Source organism: Streptomyces sp. NPDC021562 (assembly GCF_040640875.1).
In the GTDB taxonomy this organism is placed as follows: Bacteria; Actinomycetota; Actinomycetes; order Streptomycetales; family Streptomycetaceae; genus Streptomyces.
The window spans coordinates 67,819-90,111 of the sequence record NZ_JBFACN010000030.1; the positions used below are offsets into that span (position 1 = coordinate 67,819).

Sequence of the window (22,293 nt, forward strand, 5' to 3'; positions counted from 1 at the left end):
CATCAATCCGCGGTCTCACAGGAAATGCGCGGGGGCCACGAGTCCGTGCGCAGGATCTGGAGGACGAACGCCCTCGAGACCAGCGCGACACGATTCGGTGCCTGTAGCTTTTCGGACATGACGCGGACGTGGTAATCAATGGTCTTCGAGCTGAGGTGCAACTCTCTGGAGAGCCGTCCGCTGGAGAAGCCGGCGGCGACACCTTCCAGGACCCTGGCCTGAACCGAGCTCAGAATCCAGCCACCGGCTGGCCTGAAATTGTCGAAGCCGTTCTGGTCGTTACGCATGGCACCCACCCCATTCCGTACAGCCAGACGCGAAGTACTGGGATGAGATCCTAGGGAGGCCCCTCACTCCTTGTCACTGCCGGGCCATTGCATCCTGCCACTTTCCGACCGCCTCGGAATTCTCTCCCAATTTTGCGGAACTTTACTCTGGTTTGCATTGATGCATTCCTGGGAATAGCGTCGGCCGGGTCCTCGGGAGGCGTCCTGATCAGCTCTGCAAGGCTTCGGCGATCATGGCCGCCGTCAGTGTCTGTGCGCCCCTGCCGCTGGTCGGGTCGCAGCCGGTGACGTCTTCGATCCGCCTCAGGCGGTAGTCCAGCGTGCTGCGGTGGATGAACAGGCTCCGTGCCGTCTTGTTCTTGCTGTAGTCCGAGTCGACGAAGGCGGTGAGCGTCTCCCACAGCACCTTGTGCGCCCGAAGCGGTCTGATCATCGCGGCCAGGTCGGTCCGCACCTTCTCGTTCAGCGTGACCGCGTACTCGACCAGCACGTCCGAGATCGTGTAGGCGCCGCTCGGCCGCAGTCCGGCCACCACCAGCCTCAGGACGGAGCAGGCCTCGTCGAGCCCGTCGACGAGGCGTGCCCGGTCCCGTTCTGCGGTCGCGAGCCAGCCCTTGCCCCCCAGGCACTGGGCCAGCCTCGTCACCGAGCGTTCACCGCTGCCCGGGCCCGCCGCCGGGATGAAGAGCACGACGTCGCCGTCCCGGTGCGTCAGCAGCGCGTCGTCCCCCGCGACCGCGCGCAGCGCGGCCGCTTGCCGGCCGGGCTCCGCAAGCCTCGCGACCGCTATCAGGTACCGGGGAGTGAGCCCTTCGGCGAGGTCCGCGGGCAGTGCACGACCGTCGGCGAGGTCGCCTGCCGGATCACGCGGAACACCCGCGGCGCCTTTTCGCCGGTATGCGTCGAGCACATCGTGCAGCAGGCCACCTCCGGCGCGCATGAGGGCGGCCAGCCTGGGATCGCCTGCCGCGGCCTGGCGCAGCAGCTCGACCAGGGCGTCCGGCTCCTCGCCCCACTCCTGCCCTGTGGCCCGCGCCTTCGCCCTGAAGTCAGCCACCGAACCGTCGTCCGGTGTCGAGCGGAGCCCATCGACCGAAAATAACGACCTGCCTGTCATTTCGACCATTTCGCATCTCAACTTTCTGGTTGGTGCATTTGCGCCGCAGGTCCCCCCACCTGACGCGTTTCATGGATGTCGCCGAGGCATTTCCTGGCGTTCATTTCGGCCGGGACACAGAGAGAGCTTGTATCGGGCAGGTTTTCGCAATAACACCGAGGGCACATCGGAGCGTGCGGGAAGTCGCTCCGACCGCAAAGATCGTAGCATGAGTACTTGAACCATTTAAGATATTACCCGCGAGTCAGTTTGCTATAGGTCTTTTACGTCGGGTTCCTGGGCCCGGAGGTGATCTCTCAGCCACTGCTCGGTGTTGCTCACGTGCAGCAGTGCGGCGGCCTGACTGAGCGCGGCGTCGCGCTGGGAGAGTGCCGCGAAGATCGCCTCGTGCTCGGCGAGGGTACGGCCCGAGGCCGCGTCGTCGACCAGGCCGCGCCAGATGCGGGCGCGCAGGGTGCGGCCGGAGACCCCTTCCAGGAGGGTGAGCAGGGATTCGTTGCCGGTGGCCGCGACGACCGCGCGGTGGAAGGCGGCGTCATGCGCGTTGAGCTGCTCCACGTCGTCACGGGCTTCGCGCATGGCGTCCAGGTGCCGCTTGACCTCGGCCAGTTGCTCGTCGGTGATGCGGGTCGCGGCGAGCGCGGTGGCGACCGGTTCGAGGAGCCGCCGTACCTCCATCAGGTCCCGCAGGGCACCCGCGTCGCCCTGCAGGAGTTCCACCGCACCGCCCAGCCCCTCCAGGAGGAGGCTCGGCTGGAGGCTGGTGACGTAGGTGCCGTCGCCGCGCCGTACCTCCAGGACGCGGGCGACGGCCAGTGCCTTGACCGCCTCGCGGGCGAGGTTGCGCGACAGGCCGAGTTGGGCGGCGAGGTCCGGCTCCGGGGGCAGCTTGGAACCCGGAGGGAGCGCGCCGGAGCGGATCAGCTCACGGATCTGCTCGATGGCCTTGTCCGTCAGGGACACCGCGAACTCCTTCCGCCGTGACGTTGATGATACTGGGATGTCTGGCGGGGAGGGCGATCGCGGCGGCGGGCAGGGGCGGCCCCCACGAGGGCATCTCCACGCGGTCCGGCTTCGCTCCCGGGCGCAGCCGCCACATCCATCCCATCGGCCTTCCCGAAACGGCCAACTGACCTGCATCAAGGCCGGAAAAATACATCGCATGTCTATGCCTCGACTATTCCGACATCAAGGGTAATAACTCCCCTCTTGCGTCGACCGGACTCCGTATTCATCCCTGCACAGCGGTTGACACGGACGGGATACAGGCACGACCTTCGTCCGTAACATCCGGCGCCCGGGTCTCCCCTGTCCCCCCTCTGCATCAGGGATTTCCACATGTCGAGTTCGCTCAGCAGACGTCAGTTCGTCGCCGGCGCCACAGCCGTCGTGGCGGCCGCGGTCGCCACCGACGCGATCACGCCCGCCCGCGCCCTTGCGGCCACCGCCACCTACACACCCACGTGGGACTCCGTGAACCAGCACACCGCCGCACCCGAGTGGTTACGCGACGCCAAGTTCGGCATCTACTTCCACTGGGGCGTCTTCAGCGTCCCCGCGTACGACAGCGAGTGGTACCCGCGGAACATGTACGACAGCGGGAGCAGGGCCAACGCGCACCACATCGCCACCTACGGCGATCCGTCGGCGTGGCCGTTCCACGACTTCATCAACGGCGCGGACGACCTGGCCGGCAACTTCACCGAGTTCAAGCCCCGGCTCACCTCGGCCGGCGGGAACTTCGACCCGGCCGAGTGGGCGCAGCTGTTCGTCGACGCGGGCGCGAAGTTCGCCGGGCCGGTTGCGGAACACCACGACGGCTTCTCGATGTGGGACAGCCAGGTCAACGAGTGGAACTCCGTCGACAAGGGCCCCGGCCTGAACCTGCTGCGGCTGTTCACCGACGCCATCCGCGCCAAGAACCTGAAGCTGCTGGTGGCGATGCACCACGCCTACAACTTCACCGGCTACTACGAGTACGCGCCCGCCCAGACCGACGACAGTCTCAAGAAGCTCTACGGACAACTGAGTTCGGCCGACGAGAACCAGCTCTGGTACGACAAGCTCAAGGAGGTCGTCGACCTCGCCGAGCCGGACATCCTGTGGCAGGACTGGCGCCTCGACCACGTCGACGAGACCCAGCGGCTCAGGTTCCTGTCGTACTACTACAACCAGGCCGCCACCTGGGGGAAGGAGGTCGTCGCCACCTACAAGGACGGCCTCGACAGCCACGGCGAGGTCTTCGACTTCGAACGGGGCGGCCCCGCCGACCTCACCAACCCCTACTGGCTCACCGACGACAGCATCTCCAGTTCCAGTTGGTGCTACACGCAGGGCATCGGCTACTACTCGACCGAGCAGATGCTGCACGCCCTGATCGACCGGGTCAGCAAGAACGGCAACATGCTGCTGAACATCGCACCGATGGCCGACGGCACCATCCCCCAGGGACAGCGTGACGTCCTGCTCGCCATCGGCGACTACCTGAGGCGCTTCGGCGAGTCGGTCTACGGGACGCGCGCCTGGACGGCGTACGGCGAGGGCCCCACGAAAATGGGCGGCGGCTCCTTCACCACCCCCACCGCCGGTACGGCACAGGACATCCGCTTCACCCGCGACAAGGCCAACAAGGTCCTGTACGCCACCGTGCTGGGCTGGCCGGGCAGCTCACTGACGATCAGGACCCTCAACTCCGCCCGGATCGACGTCTCCTCGCTCCAGTCGGTGCAGCTGCTCGACTCGACCGCGGGCTCCTATCTCAGCCTCGCGGGTCCGACGCAGGACGCGAGCGGCCTCACCGTCGCCCTGCCGTCGTCGGCGCCCTTCACCGCCAAGGCCTATGTGCTGAAGTTCAGCTTCCGGGGGGAGATCCCCAGCCTGCGCCCGCCGGCCGGGGCCGTGGCGTTCAGGGACGTCGGTTACTCGGGCACCGGTACCGTCCTCGAAGTCGGCGACCACACGGCGGACGATCTGACGCTGGCCGGCCTCGGCCCGCGCACCCTGTCCTCGCTGCGGCTCGCACCGGGTTACCGGGTCATCGGTTATTCGGGCGACGGCTTCACCGGCACCGCCTGGACCTTCACCGCAGACAACTCCGACCTGAGGAACACCGGCAGCAACGACAAGGTCACCTCGCTGAAGGTGCAGTTCGACCCGGCCGCGTACTTCAAGGTCGTCAACGTCACCGACGGCCTGGCCCTGGACAGCGGCGGTGACGTCGACTCCGGCTCGAACCTCAAACAGTGGACGTGGGACGGCAGCACCAACCTGCAGTGGCAGGCGGTCGAAGTCGGCGGCGGCTACTACAAACTGGTCAACCGCACCAACGGCATGGTCGCCGACGGCTGGGGCGCCACCTCCGACGGCTCCGCCGCCCGGCAGGCCGCCTGGAACGGCGGCACCAACCAGCAGTGGCTGATCACCCACCGCGGTGACGGCCGCTACTCCATAGCCAACCGCACGACAGGCCTCGTCCTGGACGGCGGCGGCAACGTGTCCTCCGGCTCGGTCACCAAACAGTGGACGTACGGCTCCAGCGCCAACCTGCTGTGGACGCTCACCGCCCTGTGAGCTGAGCCGCTCCCCTTCCGACGCGTTTTCCGCGGTCCCGCACGGGGCTGCTGAGCGGGTCCCGGTACCGCGGAAAACGAGGGGGCAGGCTCGGGCCGCCGTCGTCAGGCGTCGGCTTCCCGGGCCACGCGCTCCAGTCGGTTCCGGTGGTCCTCCCACCCTTGCCGATCCTCGGGCGGCAGGTTCTCCTTGCCTTGCAGATAGCCGACGGATCCGTCGATGAGCTCCCGCACGATGTCGGCGTGGCCGGCATGCCGCTGGGTGTCGGAGATCACGCGCACGAGGATGTGGTGCAGTGTCACCTCTTGTCGTGCCTCCGGCCACCACGGGACGTGGCCTGTCGCGTCGAGCGCCAGCTCCGCGATCGTGCGGCCGGAGTGCTCCCACGCCTGCCGGTACAACCCGACGATCTGCTCCCGGGACTCGTCCGCGGTGGCCCACATGTCCGCGTTGTTCTCAGGCTCTTCGGTGTACCACCAGGGCGGCGGCGCCTCATCGAAGAACGGCCGTCCGAAGGTATCGCCGAAGTACGCCAGTTCCACACCGGCGACATGCTTGACCAGCCCCAGCAGATTCGTACCCGTGGGCGTCAGCGGGCGCCGGATGTCGTACTCCGAGAGCCCGTCGAGCTTCCACACCAGGGCGTCACGCGCCTCTTGCAGGTATCGGAGAAGGTCCGCTTTCGGACTCGGTTCGATCATGCCGGGAAGTCTCCCACCCGGCACTGACAACCGGCGGCGACGCGAAAATCCCTTGCGGTCAAGGACAGTGGCTGCCCTACGGTTGCTGCCCGTGACCGTCGAGATGCCCTATCAGCCACTCCCGAGGGACCAGTCGGACGTGCGCTATGTCCACGGACCGGATTCGACACCGCAGCCGGGCGTGCCCGCCGGCGAGACGGTCGCGTTCGAGTGGCGAGGCAGCGAGGTCTACCCGGGCACCTTCCGGAAGTTCTGGGTCCATGTGCCCGCACGGTACGATCCGGCGGAACCGGCGTCCTTGATGGTGTTCCAGGACGGCTGGTGGTACCTGGACCCCGCCGGGGAGGTACGCGGCGCGACCGTCCTGGACAACCTCGTTCACCGCGGCGACATCCCCGTCACCATCGGCGTGTTCGTCGATCCTGGCGTCTTCCCCGACGCCGAGAACCCCAAGAACCGCAACAACGAGTACGACGCCTTCGACGACCGGTACGCCACCTTGCTCCGCACCGAGATCATCCCGTGGGTCGCGGAGCGCTACAGCATCACCCCGTCACCGGACAGGTGGGGCATCTGCGGCGGGAGCAGCGGCGGCAACTGTGCCTTCACCGCCGCGTGGCTGCGTCCGGACACGTTCCGCCGCGTCATCGGATACCTGTCCAGCTTCGCGCAGATGCCAGGCGGCAACCCCTACCCGGACCTCATCGCCCGTGTCCCCCGCATGCCGTTGCGCATCTTCATGCAAGCCGGCCACCGCGACCTCCGCTGGAATGAGCCGCAGGGGAACTGGCTCGCCGAGAACCTGCGCGTGGCGGCGGCGCTCGCCGAGGCGGGCTACGACTTCCGCCTGGTCCTGGGAGACGGCGGACACAGCCCCAACCACGGCGGCGTCCTGCTGCCGGACGCGCTGCGCTGGCTGTGGCGGCCCGACGAGGATTGACCGACACGGCAAGCGGCTGTTCACCGTGGCGCACTGTCCCGGTGGAACTCCATGGTCAGGGCGTCGGGCTTGACGGTGATGACGGCCTGGGGGCGCGGTGGACGGGAGGTCGGCTTCAGCCGGGGCCAGACCTGGAGGACGGTCGCGAGGATGATGTGGAGCTCCACCCAGGCGAAGTTCTCTCCGATGCACTTGCGGCGTCCGTCGCCGAAGGCGAGAAAGGTGCCTCGGGCCGTTGCGGCGCGGTCCGCCTCCCAGCGGTCCGGGTCGAAGGTGTCCGGGTCGGGGAAGTAGGAGGAGTCGTGCTGGTGCAGATAGGGGCTCCACACGACGTCCGCGCCTTCGGGTACGAGGTGTCCGCCGAGGACGACGTCACGGGCGGCGGTCCGCGTCACCATCCAGGACGGTCCGTATTTTCTGATGGCCTCCTGCAGAACCCTGCGCGCGTACGGGAGCCGGTCCAGGTCGTCGTAGCGCAGCGGCCGGTCCGCGCACACCGAGGCCAGTTCCTCACGAAGACGTCGTTCGACGGCGGGATTCCGGGCGATCTCGTACAGCGCCCAGGCGAGGGTGGTGCCGGTGGTCTCGATCGCGCCTGCCAGGAGGGTGATGGCCTCGTCCTGGAGCTGCCGGCGGCCGAGGTGCTCCTCAGCGCCGAGCAGGGTCTCGAACAGGCCCGCCTGCTGTCGGCTCACCGCCTGGGACGCATGCGGGCATGCCTCGGCGGATCCGGGTGCGGTGACGTCGGCGTGATGGTCGATGGCCCGGTCGATGAGGGTGCGCAGACGGGCGACACGGTCGGCGTGCGCGCGGTTGCCCGGCAGCGGCAGCCGCGTGATCCAGGGCGGAAGGATGACCTGCCGGATCGTTCCCTTCATGATCTCGGGCATGAGGGCGGTGAACTCGCCCTCCAGGCCTTCGGGCAGGTCCGCGCCGAACACGGCGACGAGGAACGTGGCCAGCGTGATCTCGTTCATGCCCGCGAACATGTCGCGCGGCTCGGCCGCGGGCCAGGCGCCGACCGTGGTCCGCACCTGGTCGATCATGGCGTTGCCGCGCTCGGCGATGTGCGCCTTGCTGAACATGGGCTGCATCAGACGGCGGTTGCGCAGATGGGTGTCGCCGTCGGTGACGGTTGCGACTCCGTCACCGAGGAAGACCCGCAGCGCGTCGTAGTACCTGCCGCCCTTGGGGAAATGGGCGGCGTCGGTCACCAGGACCTGGCGGGTCAGTGCGGGGTCCGTGATCACGTAGGCGGGGGTGGGACCGATGCGGATGCGCACCACACTGCCGTATGCGCGCAGCGAGGTGATGAACGGCAGCGGGTCGCGGACGAGCCGGAGCCCGTGCCCGATCAGCGGCAGACCGCCGGGGGCCGTGGGGGCGAGGGTGGGTGACGTGGTGGGTGCGTGCGGCACGCGTTCGCTCCTCGTGGGGGAGGGATCAAACGCCCGAATACATGCCCATGACACCTACCCCTGATGCACCGTGCCGGTGAATCCTGCGTGACCCACCGGGCGTTCGAGCGGACCGTTCACTCGTCGCGCAGTCGTTCGGCCGGACACGGCACGTGCGTCACCCACACGCTCGACAGGCGCTTCGCTTCCCGCCGCCGCCGCATGGGCGACGACAGCCCAGGAAAGCCATCGGGCATGTCGCCGCCGTCCCCGGCCGCCGAGGGAGCACGCACGTGAGCGATGTCGTCTTCACCGCAGATTTCACCTCCGAACGCCAGTGGATCGCCGGGCACTCCTGGGCCTATCCCGACGGTGGCCCCACCAACCCGGACGACGACAAGCTGGACTATCTCACCGCCGATCCCGCCTACTCCCGCACCGGTACCTTCCGGGCCACCCCCAGGGCGGACGGCTGGTGGAACACCGGGCTGCTCACCACCGAGGGAAGCGCCGAAGGCTTCGCGGTCCGCACCGGGGACCAGCTCCGGGCGGACGTGCGCCTGCCCACCGGCGTGGGAGCCTGGCCTGCCATCTGGACATGGCGGGACGGCGGCAACGAGGTGGACGTCTTCGAGTACCACCCCGACAACCCCGACCTGCTGGAACTCTCCAACCACGTACGCCAGGGGCACAGCTACGTCACCCATCCCGGGGTACGGCCCGGCAGCACCGTCGCGCTGGGCGTGACCTTCGGCCGCCGCAACGTCGTGTGGACACTCAACGGCGCACAGGTGTTCGCCGACGGGAGGGGTGTCGGGGCGGGCTGGCACGCCTACCTGATCGTCAACCTCTCCGTGTGCGCCGGTCGTTACCACCCGCGGCCCGACTCCACGACCACCGAGCTGTCCTTCCAGGTCGAGAACCTGGTGGTACGCCGCCCCGCCCCGGCGCACCCGGCGGACCCGCCACCGCAGCGACTGGCGTAATCACACCTCACCCTTGATCCTTTTTTAGTGTCGTCGGGTTACCTTTCGGCGAGTTGAGAATCGATGCCAGGTGAGGGACGGACACGGTGAAGCAGCGCGGGAGCCGGGGCAGGTTGTACCGGTGGGTGACGGGGACGGTCGCAGTGGCCCTGGCGGTCGGCGGTTGCGACGCGGGCGGCGGCAAGGGCCACGCCGGCGCCGCCGCCTCCCGGCCCGCCCCCTCGGACGGCACGACCAGCACCGCGCCCGGCCGTTCCGCCACCGCGGCGGCCTGGCGCAGGTGGGGCCTGGCGCCGCTGCCCGCAGCCCCGCGACCGCCGGTCGACAAGCCGGTGAAACTCTCGGCCACCGGACCGGTCCCGGTATTCACCCACATACCGACCGCGCAGAAGGTCGTCTTCATCACGGTGGACGACGGGCAGGAGAAGGACCCCGAGTTCATCCGGATGATGCGGGATTTGCGGGTCCCGATCACGATGTTCCTGATGAACGACGCCGTCAAGTCCGACTACGCCTACTTCAAACCGTTGCAGGCGCTGGGCGACCACGTCCAGAACCACACCCTGCACCACCCCGTCATGAACACCCTTCCCCTGGCCCGCCAGAAGGAGGAGGTGTGCGGTGACCAGAAGATCCTCACGCGGGAGTACGGCACCGCGCCCCTGCTCTTCCGGCCGCCCTACGGCGCGTACAACTCCGACACCAAGGTCGCGGTCGGGGAGTGCGGGCCCCGCGCGATCGTGTGGTGGCGGGAGTCCATGCAGATCCGCAACATGCAGTACCAGTCAGCGGACAAGAAGCTGCGCCCCGGGGACATCATCCTGGCTCACTTCCGCGGACCGTCCGAACTCAAGGGCACGACGATGACGCACATGTTCGCCAATCTGCTCCGGCGCATCCACGAGCAGGGCTTCGCCGTTGCGCGCCTGGAGGACTACGTCCAGCCGCCGACCGGTTGAGCCTCCCGGCCGGGGCGGCCGTCAGTAGCTGTCACAGGTCTCGCGCAGGTAGCCCTCCTGGCCGGCCGGGGTGACGTCGAGGTCACGCCGGACGACGCTGATCCGGTCGCCCCAGCCCGCGCAGGCCTTCCTCATGCCCTTCTCCGTGTACTCGACGACGATGACGTGGTCGCCGAACGCGTCGACGTAGGACCCGCATTCGTCGTACTGCCCGCATTCCTCCACCACGGCGAAGTCGAGGCCGACCCGTTTGCGGTCCTTGGCGAGTTCGAGGGTGTTCTTCTGGGCGACGGCGAGGTGCCGGGCGTGTGCGTGGCGGGCGAGCAGAGTCTGGAACGCCTCGGCGTCGGCCGCGGTCAGCAGGCCGTGCGGGGCGCGGGTGTAGCTGTCGTAGTTGTCCGGCTCGACGGCGTCGAATCCCTTGTCGGCGCACTCGTCGATCCAGCCGTCCACCTTCTTGGCGATCCGCGCCCGCTTGCCCGGGGTGCCGATGTCGAGCATCGCCTCGCCCCAGTCATCGTCCATGACGACCTTCCCGGAACCGTCCCGCAACAGGAGGTCGGCGTCCCACTCCTTCTGCGCGTCGGGCTGCGCCTGGAACGCGTTGACATAGCAGATGTTGTACAGGCCGGCGGCGGGCGACGCCGTGTGGTCGCGGGAGACCACCAAGACGCCCTTCGGCGGGGTGTAGGCGCCGCCGAGCTGGTAGTCGACTCCGGCGTGGGCGGGCGGTGCGGAGACCTTCGCCGAGGGGCTTCCCGAAGTGGTGCCCGCGTCGGTGGTGGGGGTGCCGGAGCAGCCGGCGATGAGGAGGGCGACGGCCAGGAAGGCGGCGGCGAGGGGGACGGTGGCAGGGCGGGAGCCGGCCCGGGGGGTGCGCATGACGGTCTGCCTCTGGATGAGAAAGCATGCCCCGCCTCGGACGCGCGTGGTCCTGGCGACTTGGGCCGGACTGACGGCTCGTAGGCCCGAGTTACCGGCTGGGAATGCCGCGGTTCCGCGGACCGCGAGGACGCTGGGCGGTCCGACACCGTGACGATATCAAAGCCGGCGCGACCGGCCCCTGCCGCCTACGTCCCGTGCGAGGGCCGGCCCCGGACCGGCCCGGTGTCAGCCCAGTCCGCGGGCGTCCTGCTTCAGGGCCGTGTCCACCGTCAGTGCCGTGGCGACGACCAGGCTCCGCAGGGGATCGGGGAGCTGCTGGTGGATCTGGAGGACGTAGTTGTCCGCCGTGGTGAACATGGTCTTGGCGAGGCCCTCCCAGGTCTTGGTGATCCGGGCCACCTCGGTCCCCGCGTGGTCGACAACGGCGAAGTTCCAGGCGCGCCAGTTCTCGCCCTTGATGGCGCCGATCTGCTGACCGCCGGCGTTGATGGCGAAGTCGATCTTTCCGAAGACGTTCTGCTGGACCAGCTCGCCCAGCACCTCGCCGTCCGGACGGGCCACGATCACCCGTGACTTGAATATCTTCGCGGGGCGGGTCAGGTTCAGGACCGGCTGCCCCTGGGCGTCGCGGATCTCCAGCCGGTGGGTGAAGTACTGGTCCCAGTCGCTGATGAAGCGCACGACCTTGCGCAGTGCGCTCTGCCCGACCTCGACCACGGAGCCGAGCTGGTTGCCGTGCTGGTCCATGACCTTGTACTCGTTGGTCAGTTCTATGAGTTTCGCCTTCTGGTTCACGACCAGCACCGGTTCGGTGAAGAGGGTGCCGCCGCCGGGACCGCTCGAGGTGATCCCGGCCTGCTGCCGCACCTGGCGACTGACCTTCGGGTCAGGTGTGTTCGATTGTGTGGTCACTGCGGCACGTTAACGCCACGGAGCGGGATCCGGTCGGCCGCGCACCGTCTCGTTGCCGCACCGTGACGAACCGCGGACGCGCTCCTTTGTCGAACACCGGCTCGCGCCGCGAAATGAACCATTCTCTCGCCTATTTCTTCCCGAACTCGAAAAGAACGCGCGCAACGTGAATGCACCGGCTCGTCCGGGTCTACGACTCGTCATTTTCGGCCCATGAAAAAGCACGTAATCAATTGCCCGGAGTTGGCGAACGCCGCGCCGCGCACAGCCCTCTGACAGCCTGTAATGGGCTTGCAGCCCGCTGTACAGGAAGCAAGAGGCACGACCTTGACATCGACCGCACTCGATACCCCGGCGCCGTCCCCGGAACCCCCTGGTGACCGGGCCCTCTTCCGCTCCTCCCCGGCCGCGTCACCCCGAACCCTCGTCGACGTCCTGCGGGCCACGGCCGCCCGGCACCCGGACGCGCCCGCCCTCGACACCGGCGCCGAGGTGCTGTCGTACCTCGAACTGTGTGCCGAGATCCAGCGTCGCGGTCGGCACCTCACCGACCGGGGAATCGGCCCCGGCGACCGGGTCGGCATCCGGGTGCCGTCGGGCGGCGCCGAACTGTACCTGTCGATCCTCGCCGTACTGTGCTGCGGCGCGGCCTACGTCCCGGTCGACGCCGACGATCCCGAGGAGCGCGCCGCCACGGTGTTCCGGGAGGCCGGCGTGTGCCACGTCATGGGGCCGCACCCGGCGCCCGCCGGCCTCGTGCCGCCGTCCGGTGCGGTGGCCGGTACGGCGCCCGCTCCCGGCGACGACGCGTGGATCATCTTCACGTCCGGCTCGACCGGCGCGCCGAAGGGCGTGGCCGTCACCCATTGTTCCGCCGCCGCCTTCGTGGACGCCGAGGCGGCGTTGTTCCTGCGGGACCGTCCGCTCGGGCCCGGCGACCGGGTGCTTGCGGGACTGTCCGTCGCCTTCGACGCCTCCTGCGAGGAGATGTGGCTGGCATGGCGTTCCGGCGCCTGCCTGGTGCCGGCCGAACGCGCCCTCGTCAGGGCCGGTCACGAGCTGGGTCCCTGGCTGGCGAGGCGGGGGATCACCGTCGTCTCCACCGTCCCCACCCTGCTGGCCATGTGGCCCCAGGAGGCCCTGGCCCAGGTGCGGTTGCTGATCCTCGGCGGCGAGGCGTGCCCTCCCGGCCTGGTCGAACGGTTCGCCGGCCCCGGACGGGAGATGTGGAACACCTACGGTCCCACGGAGACCACCGTCGTCGCCTGCGCCGCCCCGCTGGTACCCGGACAGCCCGTACGCATCGGACTGCCGCTGGCCGGCTGGGAGTTGGCGGTGGTCGACGAGGCCGGGCAACCGGTGGCCCACGGCGAGCAGGGCGAACTGGTCATCGCCGGCGCCGGAACCGGGCGCTACCTCGACCCCGTCAAGGACGCGGAACGGTTCCGGGCCTGCCCGGCGCTGGACGCGCCACGCGCCTACCGCTCCGGCGACCTCGTGCGCGCCGACGCCGAGGGACTGGTCTTCCTCGGGCGCATCGACGACCAGATCAAGCTCGGCGGCCGCCGCGTCGAACTCGGCGAGATCGACGCGGCCCTCCTCGCCCTGCCGGGCGTGCACGGGGCGGCCGCTGCCGTGCGGTCGACGGCGGCCGGTGCCCAGGTGCTGGTCGGTTACGTCCTCCCCCAGCGGGCCCCCGACGGCGGCTCCGCCTTCGAGGCCGCCAAGGCCAGGGCGCTGCTGACCGAACGGCTGCCCGCACCCCTCGTACCGGTCCTGGCCGAGGTGCCTGCGCTGCCCACGCGTGCGTCCGGCAAGGTCGACCGCGACGCGCTGCCCTGGCCGGTGGCCCTGGCCGACGCCGACCGCGGTGACACCGTCCACCCGCTGCACGGCACGGCCGCACGGCTGGCGGACGTCTGGGAGCAGCTGCTGGGCCTGCGCCCCGGCCCCGACAGCCATTTCGTGGAACTCGGCGGCAGCAGCCTGACCGCCGCCCGGATGGCCTCGATGCTGCGCGAGGACCATCCGGGCCTGTCCGTCGCCGACCTCTACCGGCATCCGGTGCTGCGGAACATGGCCGACCATCTCGACTCGCTCGCCGGGTCCCTGCGCGAGGTACGCCCCGTCCGGCCGGTACCCCGGCGGACCGCTGTCGTCCAGTTCGTCGTCACCCAGGCCGGTTACGGGATCACCGCGCTGCGCGGCCTGGTCGGCCTGGCGGGGGCGGACAACGTGCTCGGCTGGGTCGCCCCGCACCGCTGGGCCCCGCACACGCCGTGGTGGCTGGTCCTGGTGGGCTGGGCGGTGCTGTTCAGTGCGCCGCTGCGCTGCCTGATCGGCGCGGGTCTCGCCCGGGCGCTGGCCGGCTCGATCACCCCCGGAGAACATCCGCGCGGCGGGCGGGTCCACCTGCGGCTGTGGACCGCGGAACGGGCGGTGGCCGCGTTCGGTGTGCCCGCCCTGCTCGGCACGCCGTGGGCCGTCCTGTACGCCCGGATCCTCGGCTGCCGTACCGGTCGCGACGTACAGCTGCACGCCGTGCCCCCGGTGACGGGCCTGGCCGACCTGGGCGACGGATGCAGCGTCGAGCCCGGGGCGGACATCGCGGGGTGGTGGCTGGACGGCGACACGCTGCACATCGGCACCGTCACCGTCGGCGCGGGCGCCCGGGTGGGCCACCGCAGCACACTGCTGCCGGGCGCCGTGGTGGGACGCGGCGCCGAACTCGCCGCGGGCGGCTGCCTCGACGGCCGGATCCCCGACGGCCAGGTATGGACCGGTTCCCCGGCCCGGCCGGCCGGGCCCGCGCGGCGCCTCGCGGACGCCGGCCGGCCCGCGCGGCCCGTGGGCCGCTCGCGCTCCTGGCAGGCGGCCTACGCGCTCTCCCTCGGCCTGCTGCCGCTGCTGTCGCTGCTCGCGGCGGCCCCGGCGCTGTTCGTCGCCTGGCTGCTGGTCCGCGACACGCCGACGCTGCCGGACGCGGCCGGGCATCTGCTCGCCGCCGCGCCGCTGTTCACGGTCCTGACCACGGTGTGCGGGATGCTGGTCACCGCGGTCACCGTGCGTCTGCTGAGCCGCTCGATCAGGCCCGGTCTCTACCGCGCGGACGGGGGCGTGGCCTGGCGGGCGTGGCTGGTGACCCGGCTGCTCGACGGTGCCCGCGGCAGCCTGTTCCCCCTCTACGCGAGTCTGGCCACGCCGTACTGGCTGCGGCTGCTCGGCGCACGCGTCGGCCACGGCACCGAGATCTCCACCGTGCTGCCGCTGCCGTCCCTGCTGCGCGTGGACGACGGGGCCTTCCTGGCCGACGACACACTCGTCGCGCCGTTCGAACTGCGCGACGGATGGCTCCGGTTGGGAAGCGTGCGCATCGGGGCACGGGCGTTCGTGGGGAACTCCGGCATCGTCGCGCCCGGCCGCGACGTCCCCGACCGGGCACTGGTGGGGGTGCTGTCCGACGCGCCGGCCGGCGGCGGGCCGGGCATGTCCTGGATCGGCCGGCCGGTGATGCCGCTGCCGCGCGTACCCGACAGCACCGACCCGGCGCGGACGTTCGCCCCGCCCCGGCGGCTGGTGGCGGCCCGCGCGGCCGTGGAGCTGTGCCGGCTGCTGCCGATGATCCTGAGCACGCTCCTGGCGGAGTGCCTGTTCCTCGGTGGGCAGGAAGCCCTGGACCGCGGCGGGCTCGTCCTGGCCGCCCTGGTGGGCGCTCCCCTGCTCCTTGCCGGGGCGGTCGTGGCCTGCCTCGTGACGACCGGCGCCAAGTGGCTGCTCGTGGGGCGCTTCCGGCCTGTCGAGCGGCCGCTGTGGTCGTCGTTCGTGTGGCGCAACGAATTGTTCGACACGTTCGTGGAGACGCTGGCCGTACCCTGGGGGGCGGGTGCGCACCTCGGCACGCCCGCACTGAACTGGTGGCTGCGCACGCTGGGCGCGCGAGTCGGCCGCGGGGTGTGGTGCGAGACGTACTGGCTGCCGGAGACCGATCTCGTCAGCCTCGGCGACGGGGTCAGCGTCAACCGCGGCTGCGTCCTGCAGACCCATCTGTTCCACGACCGGATCATGCGGATGGACGCCGTGCGCCTGGGCGCCGGGGCCTCGCTCGGCCCGCACAGCATCGCCCTGCCCGGCACCACGATCGGTGCCGGCGCGTCCGTCGGCGCGGCCTCCCTCGTGATGCGCGGTGAGACGGTGCCCGACGGTACGCGCTGGGCGGGCAACCCCATCGCCGGTGTCCCCGCGACCGGCACCAGGGACAGCCTCGGCGAGGAAGGAGAGGCGGCATGACGGGGTGCAGCCGTCGTGCGCTGCTGCGCGGCGCGGCGCTCGCTCCCCTGGCGGTGACCGCGACGGACAGCCTGCCGCGCGGTGCCGAGCGCTACTTCGCGAACCACGGCACCCACGACCACCGCACGCTCGCCTACGACCTGCGCCTGACGTACGACCCGGCCGCCGCCACGCTGGACGGCCGGGCGCACATCCGCGCGGTGGCCGAGCGGACGCTGCGGCAGGTCCGTCTCGACCTCGCGGGGCTGACCGTGCACGACGCCCTGGTCGACGGGATCGCCACGCGGCCGTACCGCGAGGGGCGCAAGCTGGTCCTGCCCACGCCGGGGCCGGTCAGGGCGGGCACCCCGTTCGCCCTGGAGATCGGCTACGGCGGCCGGCCGGGCCCGGTGCGCACCCCGTTCGGCCTCATCGGCTGGGACCGCACCGGCGACCCGCACGACGGCACACTGGTGGCCGCGCAGCCGCTCGGCGCCGCCTCGTGGTTCCCGTGCAACGACCGGCCGGACGACAAGGCCGAGTTCACCTTCCGGGTGACCGTGCCGCGCGGCCACCAGGTGATCGCCAACGGCACGCTCGTGGAACGCGCCGCCACGGGCCCGACCGAGTGCTGGACGTACCACCACCCCGGTCCCATGGCCCCCTATCTGGCCGCGCTGTACACCGGCCGCTTCGCCCTCCGGACCTGGCAGGCCCGTGACACCGCGACCGGCCGCCCCATCACCGGCCGCGACGCGTACCCGGCCCGCATCGCCGGGCGGGCCGGGTACGACCTGGCCCGGCAGCCCGAGATGATGGAAACCTTCACCGGCTGGTTCGGCCCGTATCCCTTCGAGACGTACGGCGCGGTCGTGGTGGACGCCGACCTGGACGAGCCCGTGGAGAACCAGACGGCGTCCGTCTTCGGCCGCAACCACGTCGACGGCGACCGGACGTGGGAGACGCTCGTCGCCCACGAACTCGTCCACCAGTGGTTCGGGAACAGCGTGAGTCTGCGGGACTGGCGGGACATCTGGCTCAACGAGGGCTTCGCCACCTACGGGGAGTGGCTGTGGTCGGAGCACATCGGCGAGGACTCCGCCGACGCCCTCGCCAGGGCGGCCTGGCACGCCATGGCCAGGAGACCCGACGGCCTGCGGATCGCCGACCCCGGACCGGACCGCATGTTCGACGACCGCGTCTACAACCGCGGCGCGTGCGCCCTGCACGCGCTGCGCCTGACAGCGGGCGACGAGCGGTTCTTCTCGATGCTGCGCGGCTGGCACCACGCCCACCGCGGTGGCAGCGCGGACACCGCGGCCTTCGTCGCCCACGCCGGACGCTCCCTGCCCGCGGCGGCGGAACCACTGCTGCGCGCCTGGCTCTACGACACCCGTCTCCCGCCCCTGCCGCCCACCGCGGCCTGACACGTGTGGACGGTCAACGGGGCCTGGCGTCCCGCGGGGCGCTCGCGTACGGAAGGCGGAAGTCCATGGCCCGGCTGACCTCCCGCCAGGTCGCCTCTGCCGTCCTGCGCGCGTCGGCGGCCACATCACCCCGTTCCCGTATGAGCCGTTCGTAGATCGGAGCGTCGCTCTGTGCCGCTGCACTCACCGTACTGGTCCCTTTCCTGCTGACGACACCCGCTCGGCCTCCAGGCCGCAGGCGAGGGCCGAGTCTAGGGGGCCTGTTGCGTCGGCATCGTCCGGTTCCGCCAGGCGGGACGCGACGTGGGGCCGGCCGGGTGGCGGCGGCTGTCCCCGCCGGTACGTCAGCGAGGTGCGACGGCGCTTCCGGTGTGGACGGCCAGACCTGGGTGAGCTGGCCCTCGCGAAGGCCGTCGGGAGCGCCGGGACCGCCCATCCTGGTCGGTACCCGAGGTGGGCCAGCCTGCCGGGCCGCTCCATCGCGGCGGTCAGCCCGTAGGGCGCGACGACGTCGACCGGCGGCACGGCGTCGCCGCCGACCGTGGTCGGGCAGCTGCCGCCGGTACGGGGGACTCCTTCACCTGGCATGCGCCGCGTTCCTGCCATGGTGGTTCTTCCGCGTCTGACCCGGTGGTTCACCGTGTGCGGCCCCCTTGCCCTTGGCGACCGTGTCGGCCGTGGTCTGTTCGGCGGCGTGAGGAGGAGGGGCGGCCGCACGGGTGGCGGGCCCTGCGGAGTCGGAGGGTGGGCGCGTGCCGGGGATCCGGGCCGAGTTGTCCGCCGGGCGGGCGGCGGGGGAAGGGCTGCGGGAGAGCCGCGTCGCCCCGTCGTGGTGGGCGGCGCTGTCGTGGGACGCGGACGGGGTGGCGGGATCGGTGACCGACGGGGCCGCTTCGTTGGAGGCGGCGCGGTGTGAGAATCCGTCACCGACGACGAGGCCGACGGCGGCCAGGGCGGCCAGGGCGGCCGCCGACCCGCGTGCGCGCAGGCGGCCACGGGCGGACAGGGGCCGGGAGGACAGCCGGGGCGGGCCTTCCGGGACGCCGGGGGTGGGGGATGCTCCCGCGGCGGGTGACAGGCTGCGGTGGGTGCGGTCGGTGTGGTCCGCGGCCGGCCGCGGCACAATGCCGGGCGCGGGCCGCGGAGCGGATGCGGCCAGAGTCGCGTCCGCGGCGAGACGGGTGAGGACTTGGGCGCAGTCGCGTGCCGAGGGCCGGGTCTGTTGGTCCAGGGCGGTCATGTCGCGCAGCAGGGCGGCGAAGGCCTCGGGCAGGAAGTCGGGCAGCACCGGCCGACGGTGCAGGCGCGCTATCGCGGACTCCAGGGGGCCGCCGTCGTATTCGAGACGGCCGGTGAGGCATTCGAGGAGGACGAGGCCGAGCGCGTAGACATCGGCGGGACGGCCGACGCGTTGCCCCAGCACCTGTTCGGGGGACAGATAGGCCGCCGTGCCGATCAGGGTGGCGGTGGCGGTGCGGGTGGTGGCGTCCAGCAGGCGGGAGATCCCGAAGTCCGTCAGATGGGGCCGGCCGGAGGCGTCGAGGATGATGTTGGACGGTTTGACGTCCCGGTGGACGATCTCCTTCTCGTGGGCGTGCGCCAGCGCGTCGGCCAGGTGCGCCCCGAGCGCGGCGGTGGTCTCCCACGGGAGGGGGCCCTCGGCTATTCGGGTTTTCAGGGTGGGACCGTCGATCAGCTGCATGACGAGGAAGGCCTCGCCGTCCTGGGATCCGGCGTCGTAGGCGGTCACCAGTCCCTGATGTTGCAGCCGGGCCAGGATCATCGCCTCGCTGCGGAAGTCCTCCTCGGTGTCGAAGCCGGTACCGGCGCGGAAGACCTTCACCGCCACCGCCCGGTGCAGCCGAAGGTCCAGTCCGCGATGGACGTTCGCGGATCCGCCCGAGCCGATCAGCGCGTCCAGCCGGTAACGGCCTCCCAGAACCCTGGCGGAGCCCCGCTCGGCCCGGGGATTCCGTACCTCGGCCACTGTCACCTCGATCGCCCCATTCCGCGCACCGGCACCCGCCGGACGCCCGCTGACTGCGGGCCGTGTGACGCAGGTACCCCGTCACCGGCTGCTTGCACAACGACAAGCATTTTCACCGCGCCCGTCCGCGGGAGGGCGGTTGGCGGAGCCGTCAGGGCCCGGTGGGCAGTGACCGGCCGGCGGTCAGGGCGGCGGTGATCGTCCTGGCCACGTCGGCCGCGTGCGCGGTGAGGTAGAAGTGGCCGCCCGGAAAGGTGACCACGTCGCAGGAGGACGAGGTGTGGTGCTGCCAGGCCCGGGCCTCGTCCGCGGTGACCTTCGGGTCGGCGTCGCCGGTGAGGACGGTGATCGGGCAGTCGAGAAGGGGACCCGGGGCCGAGCGGTGGTTCTCCACGATGCGGTAGTCGGCGCGGATGGCCGGCAGCACCATCCGCACGAGCTCCTCGTCGGCGAAGACCCGGGAATCGGTGCCGCTCAGCGCGCGCACCTCGCGCAGCAGTGCCTCGTCGTCGAGGAGGTGGGCCTGTTCGGGCCGGTGCCGGGAGGGGGCCCGGCGGCCGGAGGCGAACAGGGCGGCCGGCGGCCGGCCGGCCCGCTGGAGGCCGCGGGCCACCTCGTGGCCGAGTGCGGCGCCGAGGCTGTGCCCGAAGACGGCGAGGGGCCGGTCGGCAAAGGGCAGCAGCGCTGCCACCACCTGCTCGGACAGGGCGTCCAGGCTCGGTGGAAAGGGTTCGTGGCGGCGGTCCTGGCGGCCCGGGTACTGGACGGCGAGCATGTCCAGGTCGTCGCCCAGCAGTTCGGGCAGCGCCGCGAAGAAGGTGGCGGAACCGCCCGCGTGCGGGAGGCAGACCAGGCGGACGGGGGCGTCGGGGCGGCGCCGGAAGCCGCGGATCCACAGGCTGGTGCCGGACGGGTCGCCGTCGGTGGCCGTGCTCATGAGGCGGCTCGCCGGGTCTCGTACCGGTGGAAGCCGTGGCCTGTCTTGCGGCCGAGGCGGCCCTCGGTGATCAGCCGGTCCAGCAGGGGTGGTACGGCGTGCCGGGTGTCCCCCGTGCCGTCCGTCATGCTGCGGGCCACGTCGGCGATGACGTCGAGGCCGATCAGGTCCAGGACGGCGAGGGGTCCCATGGGGTGGCCACAGCCCAGGGTCATGCCGCGGTCGATGTCCTCGGCCGTGGCGATGCCCGCCTCGCACATGCGGACGGCGGCCATCAGGTAGGGGATGAGGAGCGCGTTGACGACGAAGCCGCAGCGGTCCTCAGCACGCACGATCTGCTTGCCGAGGGACTCGGTGACCAGTGCCTCCGCGCGCTCGGCGGTGGTGTCGGTGGTGTGCGGGGACCGGATCACCTCGACCAGCGGCATGGTCGGGACGGGGTTGAAGAAGTGCAGACCGATCACGGCGCCGGGCCGGTCGGTGGCTTCGGCGAGGTCGGCGATGGACAGTGACGAGGTGGTGGAGGCGAGCACCGCCGCCGGGTCCTCGACGGTCTTCGCGAGGATCGTGAACAGCCGCAGCTTGGTCTCCCGGTCCTCGGGCACCGCTTCGACGACGGCGTGCCGGTCGGCGAGGGCGTCCGGGTCGGTGCCGAAGGCCACCCGGCGTTCGGCTTCGGCCCGCTGTCCGGCGTCGATACGGCCCTTCGCGTGGGCCCGGTCGAGCAGGCCGAGGACGCGGGTGCGGGCGCGGTCGGCGGAGGCCCGACCGGTGGCGAGGACCTGTACGTCGAGGCCGGCGCGCAGGCACTCGGCGGTGATCCCGGCACCCATGGTGCCGCAGCCGACGACGCCGATCCGGCGGGCGCTCATGCCGCGCTCCCGGTGGTGGACGCCGACCAGCGCAACAGCCCGGCGGCGACCGCCATGCCGGCGCCGAACCCGGCGAGCAGCACGAGATCGCCGGGGCGCAGGGCGCCGGAGCGGTTGGCCTCGTCGAGGGCGATGGCGATGGAGGCGCTGCCGGTGTTGCCGCTGTGGTCCAGTGGCAGATGGGTGGCGGCGCCGGTCAGTCCGCAGGCGTCGACGAGTTCGCCGACCATCATGCCGTTGGCCTGGTGGGGCACGAAGTGGTCGACGTCGGCCGCCTTGTGGTCACAGCGTTCCAGCAGGGCGTCGATGACACCGGGGACGTGGTCCATGACGTAGTCGCGGACCTCCCGGCCGCGCATGCGCAGGACGTGGCCGCGGTCGGCGAGGGTGGCGGCGGAGGCGGGAAGGCGGCTGCCGCCTGCGGGGATCTCGATCAGTTCGTGGGCGGCGCCGCCCCCGACCATGTCGAGGTCCAGGAAGCCGGAGCCGTCGTCGACGGCGGCGACCACGGCGGCTCCGGCGCCGTCCCCGAAGAGGACGCTGGTGGCCCGGTCGTCGAAGTCGATGAACCGGGAGTAGACGTCGGTGCCGACGACGAGGGCCCGCGCGGCCGGCCGCAGTGCGATCAGGGCGCGGGCCAGCGCCAGCGCGGTGACGAAGCCGGAGCAGGCGATGTTGACGTCGAAGCAGCCCGCTCGGTGGGCGCCGAGCGCGTGCTGGACGAGGGTGGCGGTGGCCGGGATGGGGGCGTCGCCGGTGGTGGTGGAGACGATGAGGTAGTCGACGTCGGCCGCGTCGAGACCGGCGGCGTCGAGTGCGGTGCGGGCGGCGTGCACGGCGAGGTCGGAGGCCGCCTCGTCGGGGGCGGCGTAACGACGCGAGACGATCTTCGTCTTGCGTTCGATCCACTCCTCGCTGGTGCCGGGCACCATGCGGACGATGTCGGCGTTGGTGACCACCCGTGCGGGCAGGTAGGAGCCGGTCGCGAGGATGCCTATGGCGCCGGACGGGGTGTCCGCTGTCATGTGCGTTCCCTTCGGGTCGGTCTGC

Annotated in this window: 18 protein-coding genes; 6 read left to right on the forward strand and 12 right to left on the reverse strand. The window is 71.1% G+C overall.

Going from position 1 to position 22,293, the window contains the following annotated elements:
• Positions 1–2 precede the first annotated feature (2 nt).
• The 3 genes from AB0G52_RS34225 to AB0G52_RS34235 form a co-directional block, all read right to left on the reverse strand.
• On the reverse strand, positions 3–287 hold the full coding sequence (locus AB0G52_RS34225; RefSeq protein ID WP_132891805.1) for a LuxR C-terminal-related transcriptional regulator: 285 nt from the start codon (positions 285–287) through the stop codon (positions 3–5).
• A gap of 208 nt (positions 288–495) precedes the next feature.
• Entirely contained in the window at positions 496–1,344 is an 849-nt protein-coding gene (locus AB0G52_RS34230) for a helix-turn-helix domain-containing protein (RefSeq protein ID WP_361341949.1), read from the reverse strand.
• A gap of 312 nt (positions 1,345–1,656) precedes the next feature.
• The gene (locus AB0G52_RS34235; RefSeq protein ID WP_132891807.1) at positions 1,657–2,367 is read right to left on the reverse strand and encodes a FadR/GntR family transcriptional regulator; all 711 of its coding nucleotides are present in this window, start codon (positions 2,365–2,367) and stop codon (positions 1,657–1,659) included.
• Between the two features lie 375 nt (positions 2,368–2,742).
• Here AB0G52_RS34235 and AB0G52_RS34240 point away from each other — a divergent pair, with 375 nt between their 5' ends.
• A complete protein-coding gene (locus AB0G52_RS34240; RefSeq protein ID WP_361341952.1) occupies positions 2,743–4,974 on the forward strand; it encodes an alpha-L-fucosidase in 2,232 nt (743 codons plus the stop codon).
• A 104-nt stretch (positions 4,975–5,078) separates the two neighbouring features.
• Here AB0G52_RS34240 and AB0G52_RS34245 read toward each other — a convergent pair whose 3' ends face one another.
• Entirely contained in the window at positions 5,079–5,675 is a 597-nt protein-coding gene (locus tag AB0G52_RS34245) for a DinB family protein (RefSeq protein WP_132891809.1), read from the reverse strand.
• 91 nt (positions 5,676–5,766) lie between these two features.
• On the opposite strand from AB0G52_RS34245, the gene AB0G52_RS34250 reads away from it, so the two are divergent.
• The gene (locus AB0G52_RS34250; protein WP_361341956.1) at positions 5,767–6,615 is read left to right on the forward strand and encodes an alpha/beta hydrolase-fold protein; all 849 of its coding nucleotides are present in this window, start codon (positions 5,767–5,769) and stop codon (positions 6,613–6,615) included.
• A gap of 20 nt (positions 6,616–6,635) precedes the next feature.
• On the opposite strand, the gene AB0G52_RS34255 is transcribed toward AB0G52_RS34250, so the two are convergent.
• Positions 6,636–8,033, reverse strand: a complete 1,398-nt coding sequence (locus AB0G52_RS34255) for a cytochrome P450 (protein ID WP_361341959.1) — start codon at positions 8,031–8,033, stop codon at positions 6,636–6,638.
• A 272-nt stretch (positions 8,034–8,305) separates the two neighbouring features.
• Between AB0G52_RS34255 and AB0G52_RS34260 the strand changes: the two genes are divergently transcribed.
• Together AB0G52_RS34260 and AB0G52_RS34265 are read left to right on the forward strand one after the other, a co-directional pair.
• Complete coding sequence (locus tag AB0G52_RS34260; RefSeq protein WP_207921860.1) at positions 8,306–8,998, forward strand: beta-glucanase; 693 nt, start codon at positions 8,306–8,308, stop codon at positions 8,996–8,998.
• A gap of 125 nt (positions 8,999–9,123) precedes the next feature.
• Positions 9,124–9,957, forward strand: coding sequence for a polysaccharide deacetylase family protein (locus tag AB0G52_RS34265; protein WP_361341962.1), 834 nt, complete (start codon positions 9,124–9,126; stop codon positions 9,955–9,957).
• Between the two features lie 21 nt (positions 9,958–9,978).
• On the opposite strand, the gene AB0G52_RS34270 is transcribed toward AB0G52_RS34265, so the two are convergent.
• On the reverse strand, positions 9,979–10,839 hold the full coding sequence (locus AB0G52_RS34270; protein ID WP_361341965.1) for an endo alpha-1,4 polygalactosaminidase: 861 nt from the start codon (positions 10,837–10,839) through the stop codon (positions 9,979–9,981).
• 228 nt (positions 10,840–11,067) lie between these two features.
• Complete coding sequence (locus tag AB0G52_RS34275) at positions 11,068–11,754, reverse strand: phospholipid scramblase-related protein (RefSeq protein WP_132891814.1); 687 nt, start codon at positions 11,752–11,754, stop codon at positions 11,068–11,070.
• Between the two features lie 327 nt (positions 11,755–12,081).
• On the opposite strand from AB0G52_RS34275, the gene AB0G52_RS34280 reads away from it, so the two are divergent.
• Entirely contained in the window at positions 12,082–16,041 is a 3,960-nt protein-coding gene (locus tag AB0G52_RS34280) for a Pls/PosA family non-ribosomal peptide synthetase (protein ID WP_361341969.1), read from the forward strand.
• Entirely contained in the window at positions 16,038–17,447 is a 1,410-nt protein-coding gene (locus AB0G52_RS34285) for a M1 family metallopeptidase (RefSeq protein ID WP_361341972.1), read from the forward strand. The genes AB0G52_RS34280 and AB0G52_RS34285 overlap by 4 nt, the downstream gene beginning before the upstream one ends.
• A gap of 13 nt (positions 17,448–17,460) precedes the next feature.
• Here the strand turns inward: AB0G52_RS34285 and AB0G52_RS34290 are convergent, their stop codons facing one another.
• The 5 genes from AB0G52_RS34290 to AB0G52_RS34310 form a co-directional block, all read right to left on the reverse strand.
• A complete protein-coding gene (locus AB0G52_RS34290; RefSeq protein ID WP_361341975.1) occupies positions 17,461–17,634 on the reverse strand; it encodes a hypothetical protein in 174 nt (57 codons plus the stop codon).
• 390 nt (positions 17,635–18,024) lie between these two features.
• A complete protein-coding gene (locus AB0G52_RS34295; protein ID WP_361341978.1) occupies positions 18,025–19,440 on the reverse strand; it encodes a protein kinase in 1,416 nt (471 codons plus the stop codon).
• A gap of 145 nt (positions 19,441–19,585) precedes the next feature.
• Positions 19,586–20,371 (reverse strand): alpha/beta fold hydrolase, encoded by a 786-nt coding sequence (locus AB0G52_RS34300; protein ID WP_132891817.1) that lies wholly within the window; start codon positions 20,369–20,371, stop codon positions 19,586–19,588.
• Complete coding sequence (locus AB0G52_RS34305) at positions 20,368–21,243, reverse strand: 3-hydroxybutyryl-CoA dehydrogenase (protein ID WP_132891818.1); 876 nt, start codon at positions 21,241–21,243, stop codon at positions 20,368–20,370. The genes AB0G52_RS34300 and AB0G52_RS34305 overlap by 4 nt, the downstream gene beginning before the upstream one ends.
• Positions 21,240–22,268 carry a ketoacyl-ACP synthase III gene (locus AB0G52_RS34310; RefSeq protein ID WP_361341982.1) on the reverse strand — a complete coding sequence of 343 codons (1,029 nt, stop codon included), beginning with the start codon at positions 22,266–22,268 and terminating at the stop codon, positions 21,240–21,242. Before AB0G52_RS34310 ends, AB0G52_RS34305 begins: the two co-directional genes overlap by 4 nt.
• Positions 22,269–22,293: the final 25 nt, after the last annotated feature.